This window comes from Kitasatospora sp. NPDC002543, from assembly GCF_053594915.1.
In genome coordinates this window covers 1-20,938 of sequence record NZ_JBSFWR010000049.1, presented here as the reverse complement: position 1 = coordinate 20,938, position 20,938 = coordinate 1, and the positions used below count along the sequence as shown (strand labels likewise).

Annotated in this window: 13 protein-coding genes; 10 read left to right on the top strand and 3 right to left on the bottom strand. The window is 73.3% G+C overall.

The genetic code is table 11. The features are described from left to right. Window positions 1–28: 28 nt before the first annotated feature. The 4 genes from tsaD (at window position 29) to ACWD4P_RS21245 (ending at window position 6,463) form a co-directional block, all read left to right on the top strand. Complete coding sequence (tsaD, locus tag ACWD4P_RS21260) at window positions 29–1,081, top strand: tRNA (adenosine(37)-N6)-threonylcarbamoyltransferase complex transferase subunit TsaD (protein ID WP_449780601.1); 1,053 nt, start codon at window positions 29–31, stop codon at window positions 1,079–1,081. Window positions 1,082–1,469: 388 nt separating this feature from the next. After that, on the top strand, window positions 1,470–3,719 hold the full coding sequence (locus ACWD4P_RS21255; RefSeq protein WP_449780600.1) for a collagenase: 2,250 nt from the start codon (window positions 1,470–1,472) through the stop codon (window positions 3,717–3,719). A 557-nt stretch (window positions 3,720–4,276) separates the two neighbouring features. Continuing rightward, on the top strand, window positions 4,277–5,323 hold the full coding sequence (locus ACWD4P_RS21250; protein WP_449780599.1) for a cytochrome P450: 1,047 nt from the start codon (window positions 4,277–4,279) through the stop codon (window positions 5,321–5,323). A gap of 69 nt (window positions 5,324–5,392) precedes the next feature. Then, window positions 5,393–6,463, top strand: a complete 1,071-nt coding sequence (locus ACWD4P_RS21245) for a JmjC domain-containing protein (RefSeq protein ID WP_449780598.1) — start codon at window positions 5,393–5,395, stop codon at window positions 6,461–6,463. Between the two features lie 12 nt (window positions 6,464–6,475). On the opposite strand, the gene ACWD4P_RS21240 is transcribed toward ACWD4P_RS21245, so the two are convergent. Further along, the gene (locus ACWD4P_RS21240) at window positions 6,476–8,578 is read right to left on the bottom strand and encodes an ATP-binding cassette domain-containing protein (RefSeq protein WP_449780597.1); all 2,103 of its coding nucleotides are present in this window, start codon (window positions 8,576–8,578) and stop codon (window positions 6,476–6,478) included. A gap of 484 nt (window positions 8,579–9,062) precedes the next feature. Here ACWD4P_RS21240 and ACWD4P_RS21235 point away from each other — a divergent pair, with 484 nt between their 5' ends. Continuing rightward, window positions 9,063–9,584, top strand: a complete 522-nt coding sequence (locus ACWD4P_RS21235; protein ID WP_449780596.1) for a histidine kinase — start codon at window positions 9,063–9,065, stop codon at window positions 9,582–9,584. Between the two features lie 179 nt (window positions 9,585–9,763). On the opposite strand, the gene katG is transcribed toward ACWD4P_RS21235, so the two are convergent. Further along, window positions 9,764–11,980 carry a catalase/peroxidase HPI gene (gene katG, locus ACWD4P_RS21230; protein WP_449780595.1) on the bottom strand — a complete coding sequence of 739 codons (2,217 nt, stop codon included), beginning with the start codon at window positions 11,978–11,980 and terminating at the stop codon, window positions 9,764–9,766. A 289-nt stretch (window positions 11,981–12,269) separates the two neighbouring features. On the opposite strand from katG, the gene ACWD4P_RS21225 reads away from it, so the two are divergent. From ACWD4P_RS21225 to ACWD4P_RS21210, 4 genes are all read left to right on the top strand, one after another. Next, on the top strand, window positions 12,270–12,686 hold the full coding sequence (locus ACWD4P_RS21225) for a Fur family transcriptional regulator (RefSeq protein WP_359817427.1): 417 nt from the start codon (window positions 12,270–12,272) through the stop codon (window positions 12,684–12,686). 130 nt (window positions 12,687–12,816) lie between these two features. Then, on the top strand, window positions 12,817–13,296 hold the full coding sequence (locus ACWD4P_RS21220; protein ID WP_449780594.1) for an RrF2 family transcriptional regulator: 480 nt from the start codon (window positions 12,817–12,819) through the stop codon (window positions 13,294–13,296). Between the two features lie 91 nt (window positions 13,297–13,387). Continuing rightward, window positions 13,388–14,617, top strand: a complete 1,230-nt coding sequence (locus ACWD4P_RS21215; RefSeq protein ID WP_449780593.1) for an MFS transporter — start codon at window positions 13,388–13,390, stop codon at window positions 14,615–14,617. Between the two features lie 83 nt (window positions 14,618–14,700). After that, window positions 14,701–15,321: an L-threonylcarbamoyladenylate synthase gene (locus ACWD4P_RS21210; RefSeq protein ID WP_359817433.1), complete on the top strand. Its 621-nt coding sequence runs from the start codon at window positions 14,701–14,703 to the stop codon at window positions 15,319–15,321. Window positions 15,322–15,346: 25 nt separating this feature from the next. On the opposite strand, the gene ACWD4P_RS21205 is transcribed toward ACWD4P_RS21210, so the two are convergent. Beyond that, window positions 15,347–16,648, bottom strand: a complete 1,302-nt coding sequence (locus ACWD4P_RS21205) for a cytochrome P450 (RefSeq protein ID WP_449780592.1) — start codon at window positions 16,646–16,648, stop codon at window positions 15,347–15,349. Window positions 16,649–16,980: 332 nt separating this feature from the next. Here ACWD4P_RS21205 and ACWD4P_RS21200 point away from each other — a divergent pair, with 332 nt between their 5' ends. Next, window positions 16,981–20,868, top strand: coding sequence for a hypothetical protein (locus ACWD4P_RS21200; RefSeq protein ID WP_449780591.1), 3,888 nt, complete (start codon window positions 16,981–16,983; stop codon window positions 20,866–20,868). Window positions 20,869–20,938 lie beyond the last annotated feature (70 nt).

The following is a 20,938-nucleotide window of genomic DNA, read 5'->3' as shown; positions in this document are numbered from 1 at the left end:
GCGTAATGACCGACAAGGGTGAGTGACTGTGACAGGGTCGCCGGTGGTGCTGGGCATCGAGTCCTCCTGCGACGAGACGGGCGCGGGCCTGGTGCGCGACGGCGTGCTGCTCGGGCAGGCGGTCGCCTCCTCGATGGACGAGCACGCCCGCTACGGCGGGGTGGTGCCCGAGATCGCCGCCCGGGCGCACGTGCACGCGATGGCGCCCGTGGTCCAGGAGGCGCTGGACCGGGCCGGGCTCACCCTGGAGGACGTCGGCGCCGTCGCGGTGACCACCGGTCCGGGCCTGGCCGGGGCGCTCCAGGTGGGCGTGGCCGCCGCCAAGGGGTACGCCTTCTCGCTGGGCGTCCCGCTGTACGGCGTGCACCACCTCGCCGGGCACGTCGCCGCGGCCACCCTGGACGGCGGGCCGCTGCCCGATCCCTGCGTGGTGCTCATCGTCTCCGGCGGCCACACCTCGCTGCTGCTGGTCCGCGACCTGGCCCGGGACCCGATCGTCCACCTCGGCGACACCCTGGACGACGCGGCCGGAGAGTGCTTCGACAAGGTCGCCCGGATCCTGGGACTCCCCTACCCCGGCGGCCCGGCGATCGACCGCGCCGCGCGCACGGGCGACCCGTCGGCCGTCCGGCTGCCGCGTCCGCTGACGGGGCCGCGGGACGACCCGTACGCGTTCTCCTTCTCCGGCCTGAAGACCGCCGCCGCCCGCTGGGTCGAGGCCCGGCGGGAGCCGAACGTGCCGGACGCGGCGGCCGCGTTGCAGGAGGCGATCGCGGACGTGCTGACCCGCAAGGCGGTCCGGGCCTGCGCGGACCACGGGATCGGCACCCTGGTCGTGGTCGGCGGGGTCGCGGCCAACTCCCGGGTGCGGGAACTGGCCGAACAGCGGTGCGCGGCGGCCGGGATCGCTCTGCGGGTGCCGCCGCTGCGGCTGTGCACCGACAACGGCGCGATGGTGGCCGCGGTCGGGGACCTGCTGGTGCGCGCGGGCGCGGAGCCCGCCCCGGCCGACCTCTCGGTGGACCCGTCGGCGCCGCTGGAGTTCGCGGCGCTCACCCCGCGGCCGCTCGTCCGGGCCTGACGCGCCGACCGCTGACGCGCCGGCCGCTCCCGAACCGGCCCGAGCGGGGCCCGGCAGCAGGCGGGCGCGGACGAGGGCCCGGGAGGAGGCCGACTCGGCAGCGGGCCGGGGGCGAGCCCGGGGCCGGACCGGGGACGAGTCGGGTGAACAGACCCGGCGGACAGGCCCGGTGAACAGGCCCACGAGCCGATCCCGGGCGCCGTTCTGACAACGTTTCGGTCTCGCCGACCGGCAATCCGTTCTCGGGGGCTTCCCTCCGCGTTCAGCGTTGTGCCATTTTACATGTCACACAGCAAGGCCCGTGCGCCCCACGCCGCACGGCCACCCCCACCCTCAACGGTCCCGGAGGCCCCCACAGATGCGTTCCTCCTCGATAGCGAAGGACGGCGTGCGCAGACTCCCCGCGCTCGGCACCGCCCTCCTCCTCTCACTCGGCCTGTTCGCACCGGCGGCACACGCCACCGAGACCCCCTCGGCCACCCCGGCCGGCAAGCCCGCCACCTCGGCCGGGAAGGCCTCGCCGCGCACGATCCCCGTGCCCAAGTCGCCCGACACCCCCAAGGACGACCGCCCGCTCGTCTCGGACCCGCAGGCCAAGGCCACCGCCCCGACGGCGGGCAGCTCCGTCGGCGCCGCCGCGTCGGCGCGGTCGCTCACCGCCGCGGCCTGCGACGTCTCCGCCTTCACCGGCAAGTCCGGTGCCGCGCTGGTCCAGCAGGTCAAGACCGCCGGGCTGGACTGCGTCAACACGCTGTTCCAGGTCACCGGCAACGACGCCAAGGCCGCCTTCAACGAGGCCCAGATGGTCACCGTCGCCAACGCCCTGCGCGACACCGCCGCCACCTACCCCGGCGACAACTCCACCTCCGCCGGGCAGCTGGTGCTCTTCCTGCGGGCCGGCTACTACGTGCAGTGGTACAACAAGGACGTCGTGGGCCCGTACGGCGACAGCCTCAAGGCCGCCATCCGCGGCGCGCTGGACGCCTTCTACGCCGCCCCGCACAGCAAGGACGCCACCGACGCCAACGGCGCCACCCTCGCCGAGGCCGTCACCCTGATCGACAGCGCCCAGGAGAACGCCCGCTACACCGGCGTCGTCAAGCGGCTGCTGAACGACTACACCGGCAGCTGGCCCGCCGCGATGACCAGCGCCGTCGCCAACACCGAGACCGTCATCGAGCGCGGCTTCGACCTGCCGGAGTTCGTCTCCGCCCTCCAGGCCGACCCGTCCTTCGCCACCACGGTGTCCTCCTTCGTCACCCGCAACAGCAGTCTGATCAACGGCAACGACGTGGTCACCAAGGTCGGCATCCAGCTCGGCAACCTGGTCGCCAACGACACGCTGCGCGCCCAGGGCCGGCCGATCCTCAAGGACCTGATCAACCGCTACCCGCTGGTCGGCAACACCGGTCCGCTCACCATGAACCTGCTCTGGTTCACGGAGAAGAAGGACGCCGGCAACTGCTCCTACTACGGCACCTGTGACGTGCCCGCCAAGCTCGTCCCGCTGGTGCTGCCCGTCGACCACACCTGCAACGCCAACCTGCGGATCCGCGCGCAGGAGATGACCGCGCAGCAGCTCGCCGACACCTGTACCAGCCTGGTCAACCAGGACGCGTTCTTCCACAAGGTCGTCAAGGACAACGGTCCGGTCCCGAACGACAACAACACCAACCTCGAGGTGGTCGTCTTCGACGACTACTACAACTACAGCCTGTACGCCTGGGAGATGTACAAGATCGCGGTCGACAACGGCGGCATGTACGAGGAGGGCGACCCGGCCAAGGCCGGCAACCAGGCCCGCTTCATCGCCCACGAGGCCTCCTGGCTGCGCCCCCAGTTCCAGATCTGGAACCTCAACCACGAGTACACCCACTACCTCGACGGCCGCTACGACATGTACGGCGACTTCGAGGCCGGCATGACCACCCCGACCATCTGGTGGGTCGAGGGCCTCGCCGAGTACGTGTCCTACAGCTACCGCGGCGCCCACTACGACGACGCCGTCGCCCAGGCCGGCAAGGGCACCTACGCCCTGAGCACCCTGTTCGACACCACCTACGACAACGCGGACTCCACCCGCGTCTACAACTGGGGCTACCTGGCCGTCCGTTACATGCTCCAGTCGCACCCGCAGGACGTCGACGCGCTGCTCGCCAAGTACCGCGCGGGTGACTGGAACGGCGCCCGCACCCTGCTGAAGACCACCATCGGCACCACGTACGACGCCGACTTCGCCACCTGGCTGAAGGCCTGCGCCGCCGACAACTGCGGCTCGCTGCCCACCACCGAGCAGCCCAAGGCCCCGCTCTGCACCGCCACCGACGCCCGGCAGTACGACAAGAACTGCCGCCGCGACAACGTGGCCGCCACCACCGGCAACTACAGCTACAGCTTCCTGAACCTGCCGGCCGGCGTGAAGCAGCTGACCATCACCACCAGCGGGGGCACCGGCAACGCCGACCTCTACTACAACGCCGGCTCCTGGGCCACCACCGGCTCGTACACGGCCAAGTCCGCCCACGCCGACAACGGCGAGACCCTGACCATCACCAACCCGCCGGCCGGGTACGTCTTCTTCAGCCTCTACGGTCAGCAGGGCTTCGGCGGCGTGACCGTCACCACGACCTACAACTGACCGACCGTACGGGCGCCGCACGCGCCACGACGTTCCCGCTCACGCAGCAGGGCCCCGCGACCTCCGCGGGGCCCTGCCCGCGTTCACGGCCCCGGCATACTCCCCCACCTCGGGGTTCAAAGGGGTTATAACGATTGGCAACCGAATAGCGGTGTTAACGCGGTGCAGAGATCGCATAATTCTCTGCCGGAGGGGTGTCCGGGCATCGAACTTTCGGTTAGGGTCCGAGACAGCTGAACCCGTTCGGCTTCTGGCGCCGGAATGCCGAATACCACCGATGGCTCGGACTGCGGCGGTTTCGCCGCAGCCGTAATCCCCGGAATGGAGAACAGTCATGAAGATGATCAAGGCCCTCGTCAAGAAGTTCAAGAAGGAGCAGGACCTCGCGAACTACTCGTGGGTCCCGCACGTCATCTGACGTGGCAGTTCACCGGCGGGGGCAAGGGTCGGCCGCGCCCCCGCCGGTCCCGTTCCGCACCCTCGGCACAATCTCCCCCCTCCCCGCAGCCGCCGCTCCCCGGACATTTCGAAATGGAGGCAGGATTCCCGTGGAAGAAATGTCGACGGCAGTCGCCCCCAGCCATTCCCTCGCGTTCGCCCAGCGAATCCAGGAGCTGCTGGACCGGGACGAGAAGGTCTTCCGCATCGACCCGGACAAGGTCGGCGTATCGGACTCCCGGCTGCTTGCCGAAATCGTCGCGGCACGCCCGGTGCATTCCACCGAGCGCTCGGTCTACAAACCCGCCGCCGGCGCCGACATCCCCCACGACAGCGCGACCCGGACGATCCGGGCCCTCGGGCAGGACGCCATGGCGGGCATCCGCAAACCGCCGCCCCCGGCCCGCGGAATGTCCGGCACCTGGCCCTACGCGGGCACCTCCCACCTGCGCCGCTGGCTCTTCTCCGACGACGCGCTGCCCGTCGCCCTGCTGTCGAAGCGCGGCGTCTCCCGCTCCGACTCCCTCTCCCTGCTCGTCGACCGCGCCGTCACCCGCTGGCCCGGCCGGCCGGGCCGGGCCGGCTCGACCGAACTGGCCGGGCTGATCCGCGACGCCGAGGACCCGCTGGAGCGCAGGCAGGCCGCCGCGATGTACCGGCGGGCGACGGCCACCCTGTGCGACGGCGTCGCCGGCCTCACCGGCAACGCCCTGTGGCTGATGGGCCCGCAGCGGCGCCAGGAGTGGCACCGCGGCGACCTCACCGCGATCCTCTGGGAGACGCTGCGCCTGCTCCCGCCCGCCTGGATGCTGTACCGCAAGGGCGGTGAGGCGTACACCGGGCTGCACCCCGAGATCCGCCCCGGGGACGACATCGCGCTCTTCCCGCTTCTGATGCACCGTCACGCCGACTACTGGTCCGAGCCCTTGGAGTTCCGACCGGAGCGCTGGGACGGCGTCGCGGACCCGGAGAAGGCGCCCGCCTTCATGCCGTTCGGCTTCGACGGCGCCCGCTGCTGGGCCAAGCACCTGGTGGTGCCGCTGGCCGAACGGCTGCTGACCACCGCCCTGGAGAACGGGATCCTCGTCCGCAGCCCCCGGCCGGAGGCGGAGGTGCCGCTGCGCTCCCTGCTCTCCGTCCGCTTCGAGGCGCGGCTCGCGGTCTGACCCCCCATCCCGACGCCCCGACGCCCCGACGCCCCACTGATTCGCCGCCTCGACACCACGGGACACACCATGGAATCGCCCACACTGGCCGACTGGGTCGGCGACGTCGACGGCTTCACCGGCCGGCTGTGGCAGCGCGAACCCGCGCTCTTCCCCCGGAACGGCCCGCAGGCCGCCCCCGCCCCGCCGTTCGACCTCGACGAACTGGACGCCGCCTTCGACAGCGGGCTGCTGCGCACGCCGTACCTGGAGATGGTCCGCTCCGACAAGGTCACCATCCCGCCCGAGGCCTACACCACCCCGCGCGTCGTCAACGGCGTCACGCACCACGGCTTCGCCGACCGGGCGAAGGTCCTCGCCCTGCTCCGCCGCGGGGCCACGCTGCTGCTGCGCCGCGTCGACCAGTGGCACCCGGCGACCGGCGAGCTGGTGGCCCGGCTCTCCGAGGAGCTCGACCGGCGGGTGGAGGCCTTCTTCTTCGTCACCCCGGCCGGCGGCCAGGGCCTCGCCGTGCACCGCGACGACGCCGACGTGTTCGTGCTCCAGGCCGCCGGGCGCAAGACCTGGTACGTCCACGACGCGCCGACCACCGCGCACTGGCGGCTCGGCGAACTCCCGGACGACGAGCGCTCCCCGCTGCGCCTGCACGGCGTGCTCGAACCCGGCGGCGTGCTCTACGTCCCGCGCGGCTTCGCGCACCGGGCGGTCGGCGCCGGAGGCCTTTCCGCCCACCTGTCGCTGACCGTCCGCGACCTCTCCGTCCAGGATCTGCGCACCGCCCTGGAGGGGCAGTTGACGGCAGGCCTCGTCCTGCCCGCCCGCCCGCTCGGCGAGGCCGCGATCACCGAGGCCTGCGCCGCGCTGCTCGACCACGCCCGGGCGCGGCTCGACGCGCTCGGGCCGGCGGAGCTGCTGCGCGCCGCCCGGGCCCGCGCGGCGGACCCGGCTGATTCAGCGAACCCGGCGGGCCCGACGGCTCCGGCAGGCCAGACGGCTCCGGCGGGCCCGGCGCCACGGGAGACCCTCGCCGGGGCGGCCCGGGCCTGGGAGCCCGGTGCGCCCGTCGCCGGACGCACCGGGCCGGCCTCCGTCAGCCGCGCCTGGCGCAGGCTGCGCGGTGCGGCCCGCGCCGGAGCCTGACGGCCGTACCGGTCAGCGCTCCTCCTCCCCCGTGCCCGTCCGCTGGGCGGGGACCGCACGGTCCCGCTGGAGGTCCAGCAGTTCGCGGAACAGCCCGTCCGGGCGCGCGGCCAGCTCGGACCAAGTGCCGGACTGGACGATCCGGCCCCGGTCCATCACCAGCACCCGGTCCGCGACCGCCGCGTTGGCGATGTTGTGGGTGACCAGCAGGGTGATCCGGCCCGGAGCGAGGTCGCGCAGGGCGTGCAGAATGCGGTGCTCGGCGCGCGGGTCCAGGTCGGAGGTCGGCTCGTCCAGGATCAGCAGGCCGGGGCTGCGCACCGTGCGGTAGAGCGCCCGGGCCACCGCCGCGCGCTGCCAGCCACCTCCCGACAACTCGGCGCCGCCCCACCAGCCCTGGGCCAGCAGGGTGCGCCAGCCGGAGCGCAGCCGGGCGACCACCTCGTCGAAGCCGGTGCGCGCCGCCGCGTCCTCGACGTCCGCCATCGGCCGCTCGGTGAGGTGCCCCAGGTGGACGTTCTCGGCGGCGCCCAGCGGCCAGCGGGCGAACTCCTGCGGCACCCGCGCCACCCGGGCCCACATGGCGTCGGCGTCCAGTTCCTCCACCGGAACGCCGTCCCAGGTGATCCGGCCCGACTGCGGCAGGTAGAGGCCGGAGAGCAGCTTCAGCAGGGTCGACTTGCCGCTGCCGTTCTGCCCGATGACGGCGACCACCTCGCCGGCCCGCAGCGTCATGCTGACCCCGCGCAGGGCCGGCTCCTGCTGCTCGCCCGGGTAGCGGTGGACCAGGTCGGTCACCTCGACCGACCGCGGTGCGGCGGGCACCCGGTGGCCGCGCCGGATGCGGTGGCCGCCGGCCTCGTCCAGGAAGGTGAAGTAGTCGTCCAGGTACAGGCCCATCCGGTACAGCCGGGCGCCGTTGCCGACCAGGCCGTGCAGGCCGGTGGCGGCGGTGCGCAGCGCGAAGGTGGCGGTGCCGGCCGCCGCCAGGTCGATCCGGCCGCTGCCCACCAGGAAGAGCAGGGTGCCCCAGATCAGCGCGCTGCCCGCCCCGGTGCCGAGCGCGGCCAGCAGCGAGACCTTGGCGGCCTCCTTGGTCGCCCGGTCGGTGGCCGCGACGATCTTCCCCTCGGCTCGGCGGTACTTGGCCATCAGGAAGGGCGTGACCTGGTCCGAACGGACCTGGTCCGCACGGGTCTTGTCGATCAGGAACCACCGGTAGACGCGCAGCGCCCCGCGGTCCTCGTTGGTGGTCACCGCCGCCAGGTAGTGGATCCGGGCGGTGCGCACGGCGCCGACCCCGGTCGGCACCGAGCCGAGCAGCAGCAGCGGCACCAGCCAGGGGTGGAGGGTGGCCAGGACGCCCGCGGCGGCGGCCAGCGAGACCGTGGAGGCGATCACGTCCTGGGCGTTGGAGAGCAGGTCGGGCGTGGTCGAGGCGCCCCGGTCGGCGGCCTCCCACTGCTCGTTGTAGGCGGGCTCGTCGTACGCCTTCAGCTCGGCGGCGCACCCGGCCGCGATCAGCGCCAGCTCCGCCTCCCGGGTGATCCGCGGCGAGACCCGCCCGGACAGGCCGACCACGGTGATGCCCAGCACGGCGCGCAGCGCGGCCGAGACGGTGAGGAGCAGCAGTGAGGGCGCGGCGGTGCGCAGGTGCTCGGTGACCGGGCCAGGCACCAGCAGGGCGCCGAGGGTGCCGGTGGTGGCGTACAGCGCGAGCGCCCCGAACACGCCGGCCAGCACCTGGCAGACCAGCAGCAGCACGGTGGACGTCCGGTCCGCCGCCCAGGCCAGCGTCGTCGCGCGGCGCACCAGGTGGGGCAGGCGGCGCAGCATGGCGCTCGCCGACATCGAGGCGCCGGCCCGGGCGCGGCGGTCGCCGGGGAAGCGCAGGCGCAGTTCCTCGTCGTGCTCGGCCTCCTCCCGCTCGGCCTCGCCGCGGTCGCGGCCCTCGTCGCGGTCCTGGTCGCGGTCCTCGTCGCGGTCCTGCTCGCGACCGAGGTGCTCACGACCGAGGTGCTCACGGCCCTCGCGCCGGGCCTCGGCGGGCTCGCGGCCGTCCGGCTCGGCCTGGGGCTTCTCGGGGTTCCCGGGTTTGTCGACCTGCTGGGACACGGTGGTCCTCCCTGGTACGGCGGCCGGTGGCCGCGGCGGGTCCGCACGCGGGCAGCCCTCACCGCCGGGTGGGCGCGGTGGGTCGGCAGCGGTGCCGGTGGCACTCTGCGAGGGGCGGTCCGCCGGTGCGGACCCCGATCCTGGCAGCGGTCCCCGGGGTGCTCGGGCGTGTCCCGGCCGCACTCACTCGATCCGGGCAATTCCGTGTCGGCGACGGCGAGTTGGTGGCAATCGATCACCGGAGAGGTCCGCCGTGTTCGATTCGGAGGGGACGGCGCACCCGGTCCGCCGATCGGCACCGCCGACACCCCGGAGGAGGGCGTCGCCCTGCTGGTCGAGCGCCTCCCGCCGGACCTCGGACCGGTGCTCGACCACCCGCCGGAGGCCACCCGCCGGAGGCCACCCGGTAAGCGCTCCTGTGGCCGGGGCGGCCATGGGAGGCCACGATGGAAGACCCGAGCAACCCCGTCCCGATCGGAGTGCGATGAGCGACCGGCACAACGTCGTCCTGCTGACCTTCCCCGACGCCGGCTCGTGGCGCCCGGCCTTCGACGAGGCGCAGCACCTGCCGGGCCTGCGGATGGCGGCGGCGATGGAGCGCAGCACCGACGGCCTGCTGGAGATCGAGGACACCTTCACCCGGGGCGCGGGTCTGGCCACCGTCGGCTCCAGCGTGCTGGGCGGCCTGATCGGGCTGCTCGGCGGACCGGTCGGTGTGCTGCTGGGCTTCGCCGCGGGCGCGGCGCTCGGCAACGCCGCCGAGGAGCACCAGGCGAGCGAGGGCGGCGCGGGGCTGATCCTGCTCTCGCCCCGGGTGCCGGACGGCGGGGCGCTGCTCGCCCTGGAGATCAAGGAGTCCGCCCCGGGACCGGCCGACGAGCTGGCCGCCCGGCACGGGGCCGCGGTCGAGCGGATCGACGCGCACGCGTTCGCGGAGCAGGTCCGGGCGGCCGAGAAGCGGGCGGAGGAGCAACAGCCGGACGGAGGTGCCGGCGAGGCCGGGTGAAGCCCGCCCGGCACCGCGAACGCGCCCGCCGTCCGGGCCCGCCATCCGGTCGGCGTGGACTCGCCGGGGGCCCGGTAGAACGCGACGGCGGGAGTCCGGGGTCGGCGCCCCGGGCTCCCGCCGTCAGCCGTCAGCCGTCAGCCGTCAGCCGTCAGCCGTCAGCCGTCAGCCGTCGAGTGTCACGCGAGGTCGAAGCGGTCCGCGTTCATGACCTTGACCCAGGCCGCGACGAAGTCCTCCACGAACTTCTCCTTGGCGTCGTCGGCCGCGTACACCTCGGCGACGGCCCGCAGTTCGGCGTTCGAGCCGAAGACCAGGTCGGCACGGGTGCCGGTCCACCGCACCCGGCCGGACTCGTCCCGGGCCTCGAAGGTGTGGGCGTCCTCCGAGGTGGCCGTCCAACTGGTGCCCAGGTCCAGCAGGTTGACGAAGAAGTCGTTCGTCAGCACACCGGGGGTCTCGGTGAGCACGCCGTGCGCGGACCTGCCGTGGTTGGCGCCCAGCACGCGCAGGCCGCCGACCAGCACGGTCAGCTCGGGCGCGCTGACGCCCAGCAGGTTGGCCTTGTCGAGCAGCAGGTACTCGGCCGGCAGCCGGTTGCCCTTGCCGACCCAGTTGCGGAAGCCGTCCGCCTTGGGCTCCAGCGCGGCGAAGGACTCGGTGTCGGTCAGCTCCTGCGGGGCGTCCACCCGGCCGGGCGCGAACGGCACCTCGACGGCCAGACCGGCCGCCTTGGCGGCCTGCTCGACGCCGACGCCGCCGGCCAGCACCACCAGGTCCGCGAGCGAGACCTGCTTGTCGCCGGCCTGGGCGTTGAACTCCTGCCGCACGCCTTCGAGGGCGCGCAGCACGGTGGCCAGCCGGTCGGGCTCGTTGACCTCCCAGCCGATCTGCGGCTGGAGCCGGATGCGGCCGCCGTTGGCGCCGCCCCGCTTGTCGCTGGAGCGGAAGGAGGAGGCGGCCGCCCAGGCGGTGGAGACCAGTTCGGACACCGACAGGCCGGTGGCGGTGATCCGCCGCTTGAGGTCGGCGACGTCGGCCGCGCCGATCTGCTGGTAGGTGACCTCCGGCAGCGGGTCCTGCCAGAGCAGGTGCTCGCCGGGGACCTCCGGGCCGAGGTAGCGGACGACCGGGCCCATGTCGCGGTGGGTCAGCTTGAACCAGGCGCGGGCGAAGGCGTCGGCGAACTCCTCCGGGTTCTCCAGGAAGCGCCGGGAGATCGGCTCGTAGACCGGGTCGAAGCGCAGCGACAGGTCGGTGGTGAGCATGATCGGCACGTGCCGCTTGCCCGGGTCGTGCGCGTCCGGCACGGTGCCCTCGCCGCCGCCGTCCTTGGGCTTGTACTGCCACGCGCCGGCCGGGCTCTTGGTGAGCTCCCACTCGTAGCCGAACAGCGTCTCGAAGAAGCTGTTGTCCCAGGTGATCGGGGTGGGCGTCCAGGTGCCCTCCAGACCGCTGGTGATCGCGTCGCCGCCGACGCCGGTGCCGAAGCGGCTCTTCCAGCCGAGGCCCTGCTGCTCGATCGGGGCGTCCTCGGGGGCCGGGCCGACGTTGTCGGCCGGGCCGGCGCCGTGGGTCTTGCCGAAGGTGTGGCCGCCGGCGATCAGCGCGACGGTCTCCTCGTCGTTCATCGCCATCCGGTAGAAGGTCTCGCGGATGTCGCGGGCGGCGGCGATCGGGTCCGGGTTGCCGTTGGGGCCCTCGGGGTTGACGTAGATCAGGCCCATCTGGACGGCGGCCAGCGGGTTCTCCAGCTCGCGGTCGCCGGTGTAGCGCTCGTCGCCGAGCCAGGTGGTCTCGGGGCCCCAGTAGACGTCCTCGTCGGGCTCCCACTCGTCGACCCGGCCGCCGCCGAAGCCGAAGGTGCGGAAGCCCATGCCCTCCAGGGCCACGTTGCCGGACAGGACGATCAGGTCGGCCCAGGACAGCGCGCGGCCGTACTTCTTCTTGACCGGCCACAGCAGGCGGCGGGCCTTGTCCAGGCTGGCGTTGTCGGGCCAGCTGTTCAGCGGGGCGAAGCGCTGCTGGCCGCCGCCGGCGCCGCCGCGGCCGTCGCTGATCCGGTAGGTGCCGGCGCTGTGCCAGGCCATCCGGATGATGAACGGACCGTAGTAACCGAAGTCGGCCGGCCACCAGTCCCTCGAAGTGGTGAGGGCCTCCTGGATGTCCCGCTTGACGGCCGGGAGGTCGAGGGTCTTGAAGGCCTCGGCGTAGTCGAAGTCCGCACCGAGCGGATTGGCCACGGCCGGGTTCTTCGCGAGGATCTTGAGATTGAGCCGTTCCGGCCACCACTGGCGGTTCCCGCCGCCCTGGGTGGGATGCGGCGCCCGCCCGTGGATCACCGGGCAGCCCTCCGCGTTCGCCTCTACGCCGGTTGCATCGTGGTTGTCAGACATGGGAATCCTTCCCTCACAAGGCGGATCACGGTGTCTTCTCTGCTACCTACGGCACCTACTGCTGCTGCCTGGTCCTGGCGCGTCACGTGTGGCCGCTGCTCGCCGTTGCGCACGGCGGCGACGGAAGTCACGTGCTGCTGCTACCCAGGCTAGCGCCGGAGCCGATCCTACGATGGACGGAATCCAAGTCAAGAAAGACACCAAAGCCATATCCGATCGGGAACCGGAAGGCACCGGATGTGCATTGGTAAACTCCGGTCCTCCCCTTGACCTGAATAGGTGAACCGATATGAGTGACCTGCTGGAGCGGCTGCGCGGGCGCGGCTGGCGCCTCACCTCCCAGCGGCGTGTCGTGGCCGAGGTCCTGGACGGCGAGCACGTGCACCTGACCGCCGACGAGGTCCACGCCCGGGCCGCCGAGCGCCTCCCGGAGATCTCCCGGGCCACGGTCTACAACACCCTCGGCGAGCTGGTCACGCTGGGCGAGGTCGTCGAGGTGGCCACCGACGGGCGCGCCAAGCGGTACGACCCCAACGCGCACCATCCGCACCAGCACCTGATCTGCACCGGCTGCGGCGCCATCCGCGACGTCCACCCGCGGGGCAATCCGCTAGCCGACCTGCCGGCCGAACAGCGCTTCGGATTCGCCGTGGCGCAGGCGGAGGTCACCTACCGGGGGCTGTGCCCGGACTGCTGCGCGAACTGACCACCGGCGCACCGTCGGCCGGTGCGCCGCCCCGCACTACCACGCGCCGTCCCGCACGCCGTCCTGCTCGCCTTCCACCTTCCGTCGTCACGTCTTCCGCGAGGAAACCAGGACATGTAGTGTCCCGGTTATGCGCATGGGCGAGGGAGTCGAGTGGGGCCTGCACTGCTGCCTCACGCTGGCCTGGCTGGACGACGGCCGACCGGTGCCGACCGCCCGGCTGGCGGCCTGGTTCGACCTCCCGCCCGCCTACCTGACCAAGCGCCTACAGGCGCTGGTCCGGGCCGACGTCCTCAGCTCCGTCCCCGGCGCCCGGGGCGGCTTCCGGCTGGCCCGTCCCCCGGAGCGGATCACGCTCATGGACGTGGTCGCGGCCATCGAGGGCCCCGACGACCTCTTCCGCTGCACCGAGATCCGGCAGCGCACGGAGGGGGCGGCCGCCGCCGGCGACGACTTCCGGCTCCCGTGCGGGGTGGCCACCGCGATGCGCCGGGCCGAACTGGCCTGGCGGCGCGAGCTGGCCGGACAGACGGTGGCCGACCTGATGGCCGCCGCACCCGCCGGCGCGGCCGAGCGCACCCGGCGGCACTACGCCCGTCTGACGGTCTGAACGCTCCCCTTCCCCGGCGCTCCTCCCCTCCCTTCCGCCCCCCGCTCCCGTACCCCCGCGGGCCCCGCACCGACTCCCGAGGTGAACCCGGATGTCCGATGTCCTGATTACCCCCGCCCCGCCGTCCCCACCCGGGCCGACCAGCGGATTACCCTCCACCCTGGTCCTGGCACTGGGCACCTTCGCCGTCGGCACGGACGCCTTCGTGGTCGCCGGATTCCTCCCCGCCATGGCCGCAGACCTGCGCGTCACCCCCGCCACCGCCGGCCAGTCGATCACCGTCTTCGCCGCCGCCTACGCCGTCCTCTCCCCCGTGCTCGCCACCCTGCTGGCCCGCCTGCCCCGACGGACGCTTCTGGTCGCCGCGCTCACCACCCTCGGGGTGGCCAACCTCGGCTCGGCGCTCGCACCGGACACCGCCGTCCTGCTCGCCACCCGCGTCCTCGCCGCGGCCGGCGCGGCCGCGTACACCCCCAACGCGGGAGCGGTCGGCGCCTCGCTGGTCCGCCCCGAACTGCGGGCCCGCGCGCTCGCGGTGGTGATCGGCGGCCTGACCGTCGCGACCGCGCTCGGCGTGCCGCTCGGGAACGCCGCGAGCCACTGGTTCGGCTGGCGCACCGCGCTCGGCCTGGTCGCCGGACTCTGCCTGCTGGTCGCCGCCGCCCTGCGCGCGAGCATGCCGCCGCTGCCGGGCAACGCCCGGGTCCCGCTGCGCACCCGGCTCGCCGTCCTGCGCCGCCCGGCCGTCCTCACCGTGCTGCCGCTCACCGTCCTCGGCATGGCGGCGAGCTACACCGCCTACGCGTACAGCGTGCCGGTGCTGGGCGCCGTCGGGGTCCCGGAGGGCTCGGCGCTCTGGATGCTCCTCCTCTACGGCCTCGGAGCGGTGGCCGGCAACCTCGCCGCCGGCTGGGCCACCGACCGCTGGAGCTCCACGACGGTCCTGACCGCCGGGTACGCCACGATGGCGGCGGCGCTCGCGGTACTGGCCGGGCTGGCGGCGTCCCGCACCGGGGCCGTCCCACTGACCGGACTGCTGGTGCTGCTGTGGGGGGCGAGCAGCTGGTGCCAGACGCCGCCGCAGCAGCACCGGCTGATCGGCGTCGCTCCGCAGGAGGCACCGCTGGTGGTCTCGCTCAACTCCTCGGCCATCTACGCCGGGATCGGCCTGGGAACGGTGCTCGGCGGCGCGACCCTCGGGTCCGGGGCGGCCGTGGTGTACGGGCTCGGCGCGGGGATCGCGGCGCTCGCGCTGCTGTTCCTGCGCGGCTCCCTGCGCGTCCCCCCGCGCTCGTCCCCGCGCCAGACCCCGCGGGAATGACCGGCAGGACGCCGCTGGGGGCGGACGCACCGGCACGGAGGCCGCTGCACCGAACGGGGGCCGGGATCCCTTAGGGTCGGCCAATGGCGAAGTACTTCGACGTGCACCCGGAATCCCCCCAGCCCCGCACCATCGGCACCGTGGCCGACGGCCTACGGTCCGGGGACCTCATCGCGTACCCGACCGACTCCTGTTTCGCCCTGGGCTGCCGCTTGGACAACCGCGACGGCCTCGAACGGATCCGGTCGATCCGGCGTCTCGACGACCGCCACCACTTCACGCTGATGTGCATGGACTTCGCCCAGCTCGGCCAGTTCGTCCACATCGACAACAACGTCTTCCGCGCCGTCAAGGCCGCGACGCCGGGCAGCTACACCTTCATCCTGCCCGCCACCAAGGAGGTCCCGCGCCGCCTGATGCACCCGAAGAAGAAGACCGTCGGCGTCCGGATCCCCGACCACACCGTCACCAGGGCCCTGCTCGCCGAACTCGGCGAGCCGCTGCTCTCCAGCACGCTGCTCCTGCCCGGCGAGGACGAACCGATGACCCAGGGCTGGGAGATCAAGGAACGGCTCGACCACCAGCTGGACGCCGTGCTGGACTCGGGCGACTGCGGCACGGTGCCGACGACCGTCGTGGACTTCTCCAGCGGCGAGGCGGAGATCGTCCGTCGCGGGGCCGGCGACCCGGCACGCTTCGAGTAGCCGTCGGCCCACCCGGGCGGCCGCCTCAACCCCACTGGACCGGCAGCGACTTGAGGCCGTTCTGGAAGTTGGACACCAGGTGCTGCGGCGGCCGCCCCGGCACCAGGGCGAGCCCGGGGAGGCCTGCGAGCAGCTCGCGCAGCGCCGATCGCAGCTGGATCCGGGCGAGTTGGGCGCCGAGGCAGAAGTGCGGCCCGTGGCCGAAGCTCACGTGGTCGTTCGGACTGCGGGTGATGTCGAAGCGGTCCGGGTCGGGGAACACCGCCCCGTCCCGGTTGGCGGAGGCGTGGTAGACCACCACCTTGTCGCCCCGCCGGACCGCGCGTCCGCCCAGCTCCACGTCCCGCGTCGCGGTGCGGCGGAAGTCCGTCACCGGCGGCCAGTACCGCAGCATCTCCTCCACCGCCGAGGGAACCAACTCCGGGTTGGAACGCAGGAGTTCGTACTGCTCCGGATGGCCGAGCAGGGTGTAGAGGCCACCGGGGAGGCCGTTGCGGACGGTCTCGTTCCCGGCGACGGCGAAGAGGAAGAACATCGTCTCGAACTCCTCGACCGTCAGCCCCGCCCCGAGCGTCCGGGCGAGCAGGCCGCCCGGGGCGGGCCGCCGGGCCAGGCCGTGGGCGTAGGCGAACATGTCCGCCAGCGCGGCGCGGGAGCGGGGGTTGACCGGCTGCCCGTCCGGGCCGGTCCGGACGGTGGGGCGGTGGGCGAGCGCGGCGCGGCCGAGATCGGTCAGCAGGGCGGGCTCGACGGTGCTGGAGTGGGCGTAGTCGGCGTCCTGGTAGCCGATCACCCGGTTCGCCCAGTCCAGCAGCAGCCCCCGGTCCTGCTCCGGCACACCCATCACCCGGGCCAGCGTCCACACCGGCAGGTCCGCAGCGAGCCGGACGAAGTCCGCGCCGCCCGCGGGCCGCACCTCCTCGACCAGCTCCCGCACCCGGCCGTCGACCGCCTCCGCCAACTCCGCCAGGGCCCGCGGAGTGAAGGCCGCGGCGACGATCCGGCGCAGCCGCGAGTGGTCCGGCGGATCCTGGTTGAGCATCATCGCCCGGGCGAACTCCAGGTCCGCCGGGGTGTCGGGGTCGCGGATCTGGGTGGCGCCCAGGTGCGAGGAGAACAGCTCGGGGCTGCGCAGCACGTGCTTCACGTCCGCGTGCCGCAGCACCGCCCAGTACCCCGGCCCGCCCGGCCAGCCGCCGACCGGCGGCTCCTCGACCCGGCAGACGGGCGCGGATTCGCGCAGTTCCCGCAGGAGTTCGTACGGAACGCCGCGGGCGTAGGTGTCCGGAAGGAAGATCTGGTTCACGCGCGCCTGATCGGGGGTCACGTGGAGGGACGGTACGGCAGGGCCGTCCCGGTGTCATGGACGGTGACGAGTCGTCCGGTTCCGGCGGTGACGTCGGTCCGCCCGGTCACCGCCTCGGCCCGGGGCCCCGAACGGGCTGGTCAGCGCCCTGTTATGGGATGGCACGGCCCGTGGGCGTCCCGCTAGACTCCGCCCGCTCGACCACATGTGTGGTTTCCGTGAGCACGACCTGCCCGAACCGGGGGGAATGGATGAACGTGCTGCCGATCGGCAGACGAGTACGTCGGAAACGAGGCCGGGGCGCAGCCGCAGCCGCCTCCGGAGCCCTCCTGCTGGCCGTTCTGGCCTCGCTGGTGGGCCAGACCGCGCCGGCCGGGGCGGTGGAGGCCGCGCCGACGCCGGCCCCCTCGCCGCGGGCGGGCGCACCGGCGGACCCGAGCCCGACCGCGAACCCGACCGCGAACCCGAGCCCGGCCCCGAGCGCGGCGCCGGACCGGAAGACCGACCAGGACGCCCTCGCCCGCGAGCTGCGCGAGGCCGCCACGAACGACCCGTGCCCGGCGGCGCTCCAGCCCGGCACGGTGACGAACTGCGCCGTCGGCCAGGGCGTGGCCGCCGCCTTCAGCCTGACGCTCCCGCAGCAGAAGGACCTGCTGCTCCTGCAGATCGTCCCCACCCAGGGATCGATCAACCCGACCGTGACCGCACCCGACGGCACCACGCTGACCTGCGACGACCCGATCGGCCCGAGCTGGGACGGCAACCGGACCCTGCGGTGTGCCACCACCCAGGCGGGCACCTACACGCTGAAGGTCGGCAACGGCGGCGGTTCGCCGACCGGCCTGGCGCTCTCGTACCTGCCGCTGCAGTCCACCACGGCCTGCCGCACGGTCGGCGCCGCCGACCTCGCCCTCGGCGCGCCGACCGTCTTCCACGGCTCCCTGGCGCTCGGCTCGGCCGGCGACTGCTACCGGGTGAACGACCTCGTCGCCGGTGACGTGCTGCGCACCGAGGCCACCCAGCCGGGCGTCACCCCCGTCGTCTACGACGGCACGGGCGCCCAGGTCTGCGGCAAGGCGACCTACCCCGACTGCCGGCTGACCGGCTCGGCGCCGTTCCGGATCACCGTCCAGCGCTACAACGGCTCGGCCCTGGAGTACGACCTCTCCGCGGCCCGGCTCTCCCGCCCGGACGGGTGCGCGACCGTCGAGCCCCAGGCCTTCGGCGTCTCCCCGGACCTGGCCTCCACCGCGCGATGCCGGACGCTGCGCGTCCCGGAGGCCGCGCGGTACGTCTTCGGCCCGGTCAAGGGCGACGGCTCGGGCGTCCCCGGACGGCTGTTCGCGGCCGACGGCACCGAGCGGGGCGGTCCCTGCGCGCCGTCCTCCTGCGACCTGACGGCGGGTGACTACACCTGGACCGTCGACGCGTACACGGCCCCGGCCGGCGCGTTCGGCATGGCCTTCCACTCGGCCAAGGAGACCCGGGGCTGCGTCGCGGCCAACGACACCGGTCTGACAGCCGGTCCGGCCACCGGCACCTTCGCCGGGCCCGGCCAGCAGCTCTGCCTGACCTTGCCGACCGCCTCCGGCAAGGGTGTCTACCTGCTCAACCGGCCGCCCGCCGACGGCGTGCCGGTCACCGGCCAGATCGCCGACGCCTCGGGCGCCAAGCAGTGCGACTTCGGTGACTCGACCGGCATCTGCCGGCTGAGCGGCACCGCCCCGTTCCGCGTGCTGCTGACCGGCAGCCCGTCCAAGGCGTACGGGCTGGTGGTCCACCGGACCGAGGAGACCGCCGGCTGCACCGCCTGGCCGCAGAGCGGGTTCGACGGCACCTGGGGCGTCGAGGTCCCGATGCCGCAGGGCTCGCAGGAGGCCGTGTGCCTGAGCCTGCCGGCCGACCGGCACTCCACGTCCGAGGTGATCGACTTCGGCAACCTCAAGAACCAGCTGAACGCCGAACTGAAGGTGCTGGACGGCACGGGCGGCGAGGTCTGCTCGTTCATCGCGTACGGCTACTCGGTCAAGACCTGCTCCCTGACCGCCGGTGTCGCGTACACCGCGCTGCTGGTCCCGATCCGGACCTGGGAGACGGACAGCTACAAGCTCGTCCGGCGTGACGTCACGGCGGCCGCGCAGTGCCTCACCCCGTCCTCCACCGCAGTCGGCGGCCCGTCGCTCCGGTTCGACCTGACCTCTGCCCTGGACGCCCGGTGCGTCCGGGTCGAGGGTGCGGCGACGGACAAGTTCTGGCTCGGCTCGCGGCCGGGCAGGAACCTGTACGGCCCGGGTGTGCTCGCCGCCGTGCTCGACCCCGCCGGGAAGAACATCTGCACCCAGTGGGGCACCAGCTGCCTGAACACCGGCTCGACCTCGTACACCATGGTCCTGTTCGCGGCCGGGTACAAGGACGAGCCCCTGCACACCAGCGTGGACACCTGGAAGGTCGGCACCGCCGACGGCTGGGCACCGGAGTGCACCGCCCACCCGATCTCGATCGACGGCTTCCCGCAGCGCAGCGGAGTGCTCACCGAGGACGCGACCGGCTACTGCGCGGTGGTCGACATGAAGCCCTCGCAGTCGTTCAAGCTCGTCGGCAACGTCAGCACCACCGTCGGCGCGCAGCCCTACTTCGACCTGCTGAGCGGCGCCCACTGGGACCGCGGCTACTACAGCCACCAGTGCTCGAACTCCGGCTCGTTCGGCGTGTGCCAGGCGACGAACAACGCCGACACCGGCCAGGCCGCGCTGATCATGAGCGCCGTCACGACGGCCCTTCCGATCGAGTACAGCCTGCAGGGCCTGTGCGACTCCTCCTGCCCCCGACCGCGGCCGCAGCCGGCCCTGTTCTCGGTCAGCCCCTCCACCGGCGCCGCCGGCACCAGGGTCCAGGCCGTGGTCCGCGGCACCGGGCTGAACCTGGGCAGCAAGGCCAAGCTGGTGGGCAGCGGCACCTCCGGCACGCAGTGGCCGCGGACGCTCTCGGTGAACGCCGACGGCACCGCGATCGACGTGTTGCTCGACACCAACGGCCTGGCGCCGGGCAGTTACAACCTCGAACTCGACGGCGTCTACGGAGTCTCGCTCCCCAACGCCTTCACCGTGACCGCCCCCACCACGGCCACCCGGAGCCGGTTCGTCCCGATCGACCCGGCCCGCTTCCTGGACACCCGGGACGGCACCGGCGCCCCCGCCCAGAAGGTCGGCCCCGGCGGCGTCGTCGGCCTCCAGGTGGCCGGCGTGAAGGGCGTCCCGGCCACCGGCGTCACCGCCGTCGTCATGAACGTCACCGCCGTCAACCCCACCGGGTCCGGCCACGTCACGGTCTACCCCGACGGCCGGCCGCTGCCCGACGTCTCCAACCTCAACTACGAGGCGGGGAAGATCGTCCCGAACCTGGTGACGGTCCCCGTGGTGAACGGCAAGGTCGACCTGCGCAACAGCGCGGGCGAGGTCGACCTGATCGCCGACGTCACCGGCTACTACACGGACGGGGACACCGGCTCGGCGTTCTCCCCGATCACCCCGGCCCGCTTCCTGGACACCCGGGACGGCACCGGCGCCCCCGCCCAGCGGGTCGGCCCCGGCGGCGTCGTCGGCCTCCAGGTGGCCGGCGTGAAGGGCGTCCCGGCCACCGGCGTCACCGCCGTCGTCATGAACGTCACCGCCGTCAACCCCACCGGGTCCGGCCACGTCACGGTCTACCCCGACGGTCGGCCGCTGCCCGACGTCTCCAACCTCAACTACGCGGCCGGACAGATCGTCGCCAACCTGGTGACGGTGCCCGTGGTGAACGGCAAGGTCGACCTGCGCAACAGCGCGGGCGAGGTCGACCTGATCGCCGACGTCACCGGCTACTACGGCGGCTCCGGCTCGGCGTTCTCCCCGACCACCCCGGTCCGGCTGCTGGACACCCGTGGCGGTGTCGGCGCGCGGGCCGGGACGGTGGGCGGCGGCGGCATCGTCAGCGTGCCGGTCACCGCGCTCGAAGGCGTGCCGGCCACCGGTGTCACCGCGGTCGTCCTGAACGTCACGGTCACCGAGCCGACGGCCGACAGCCACCTGATCGTCCACCCGCACGGCACCGCCCGCCCGGCCGTGTCGAACATCAACTTCACCGCCGGCCAGACCAGGGCCAACATGGTCGTCGTCCCGGTGGTGGACGGCCGGGTGACGTTCTTCAACAACTGGGGGGACACCCACGTGATCGCCGACCTGAACGGCTACTTCGCGTCCTGACCCGCGCGGTTGTCCCACCGCCGTGCCGCCCACCGACGAGGACTGGGGCGCCGAGTACCTCTCGCTGGAC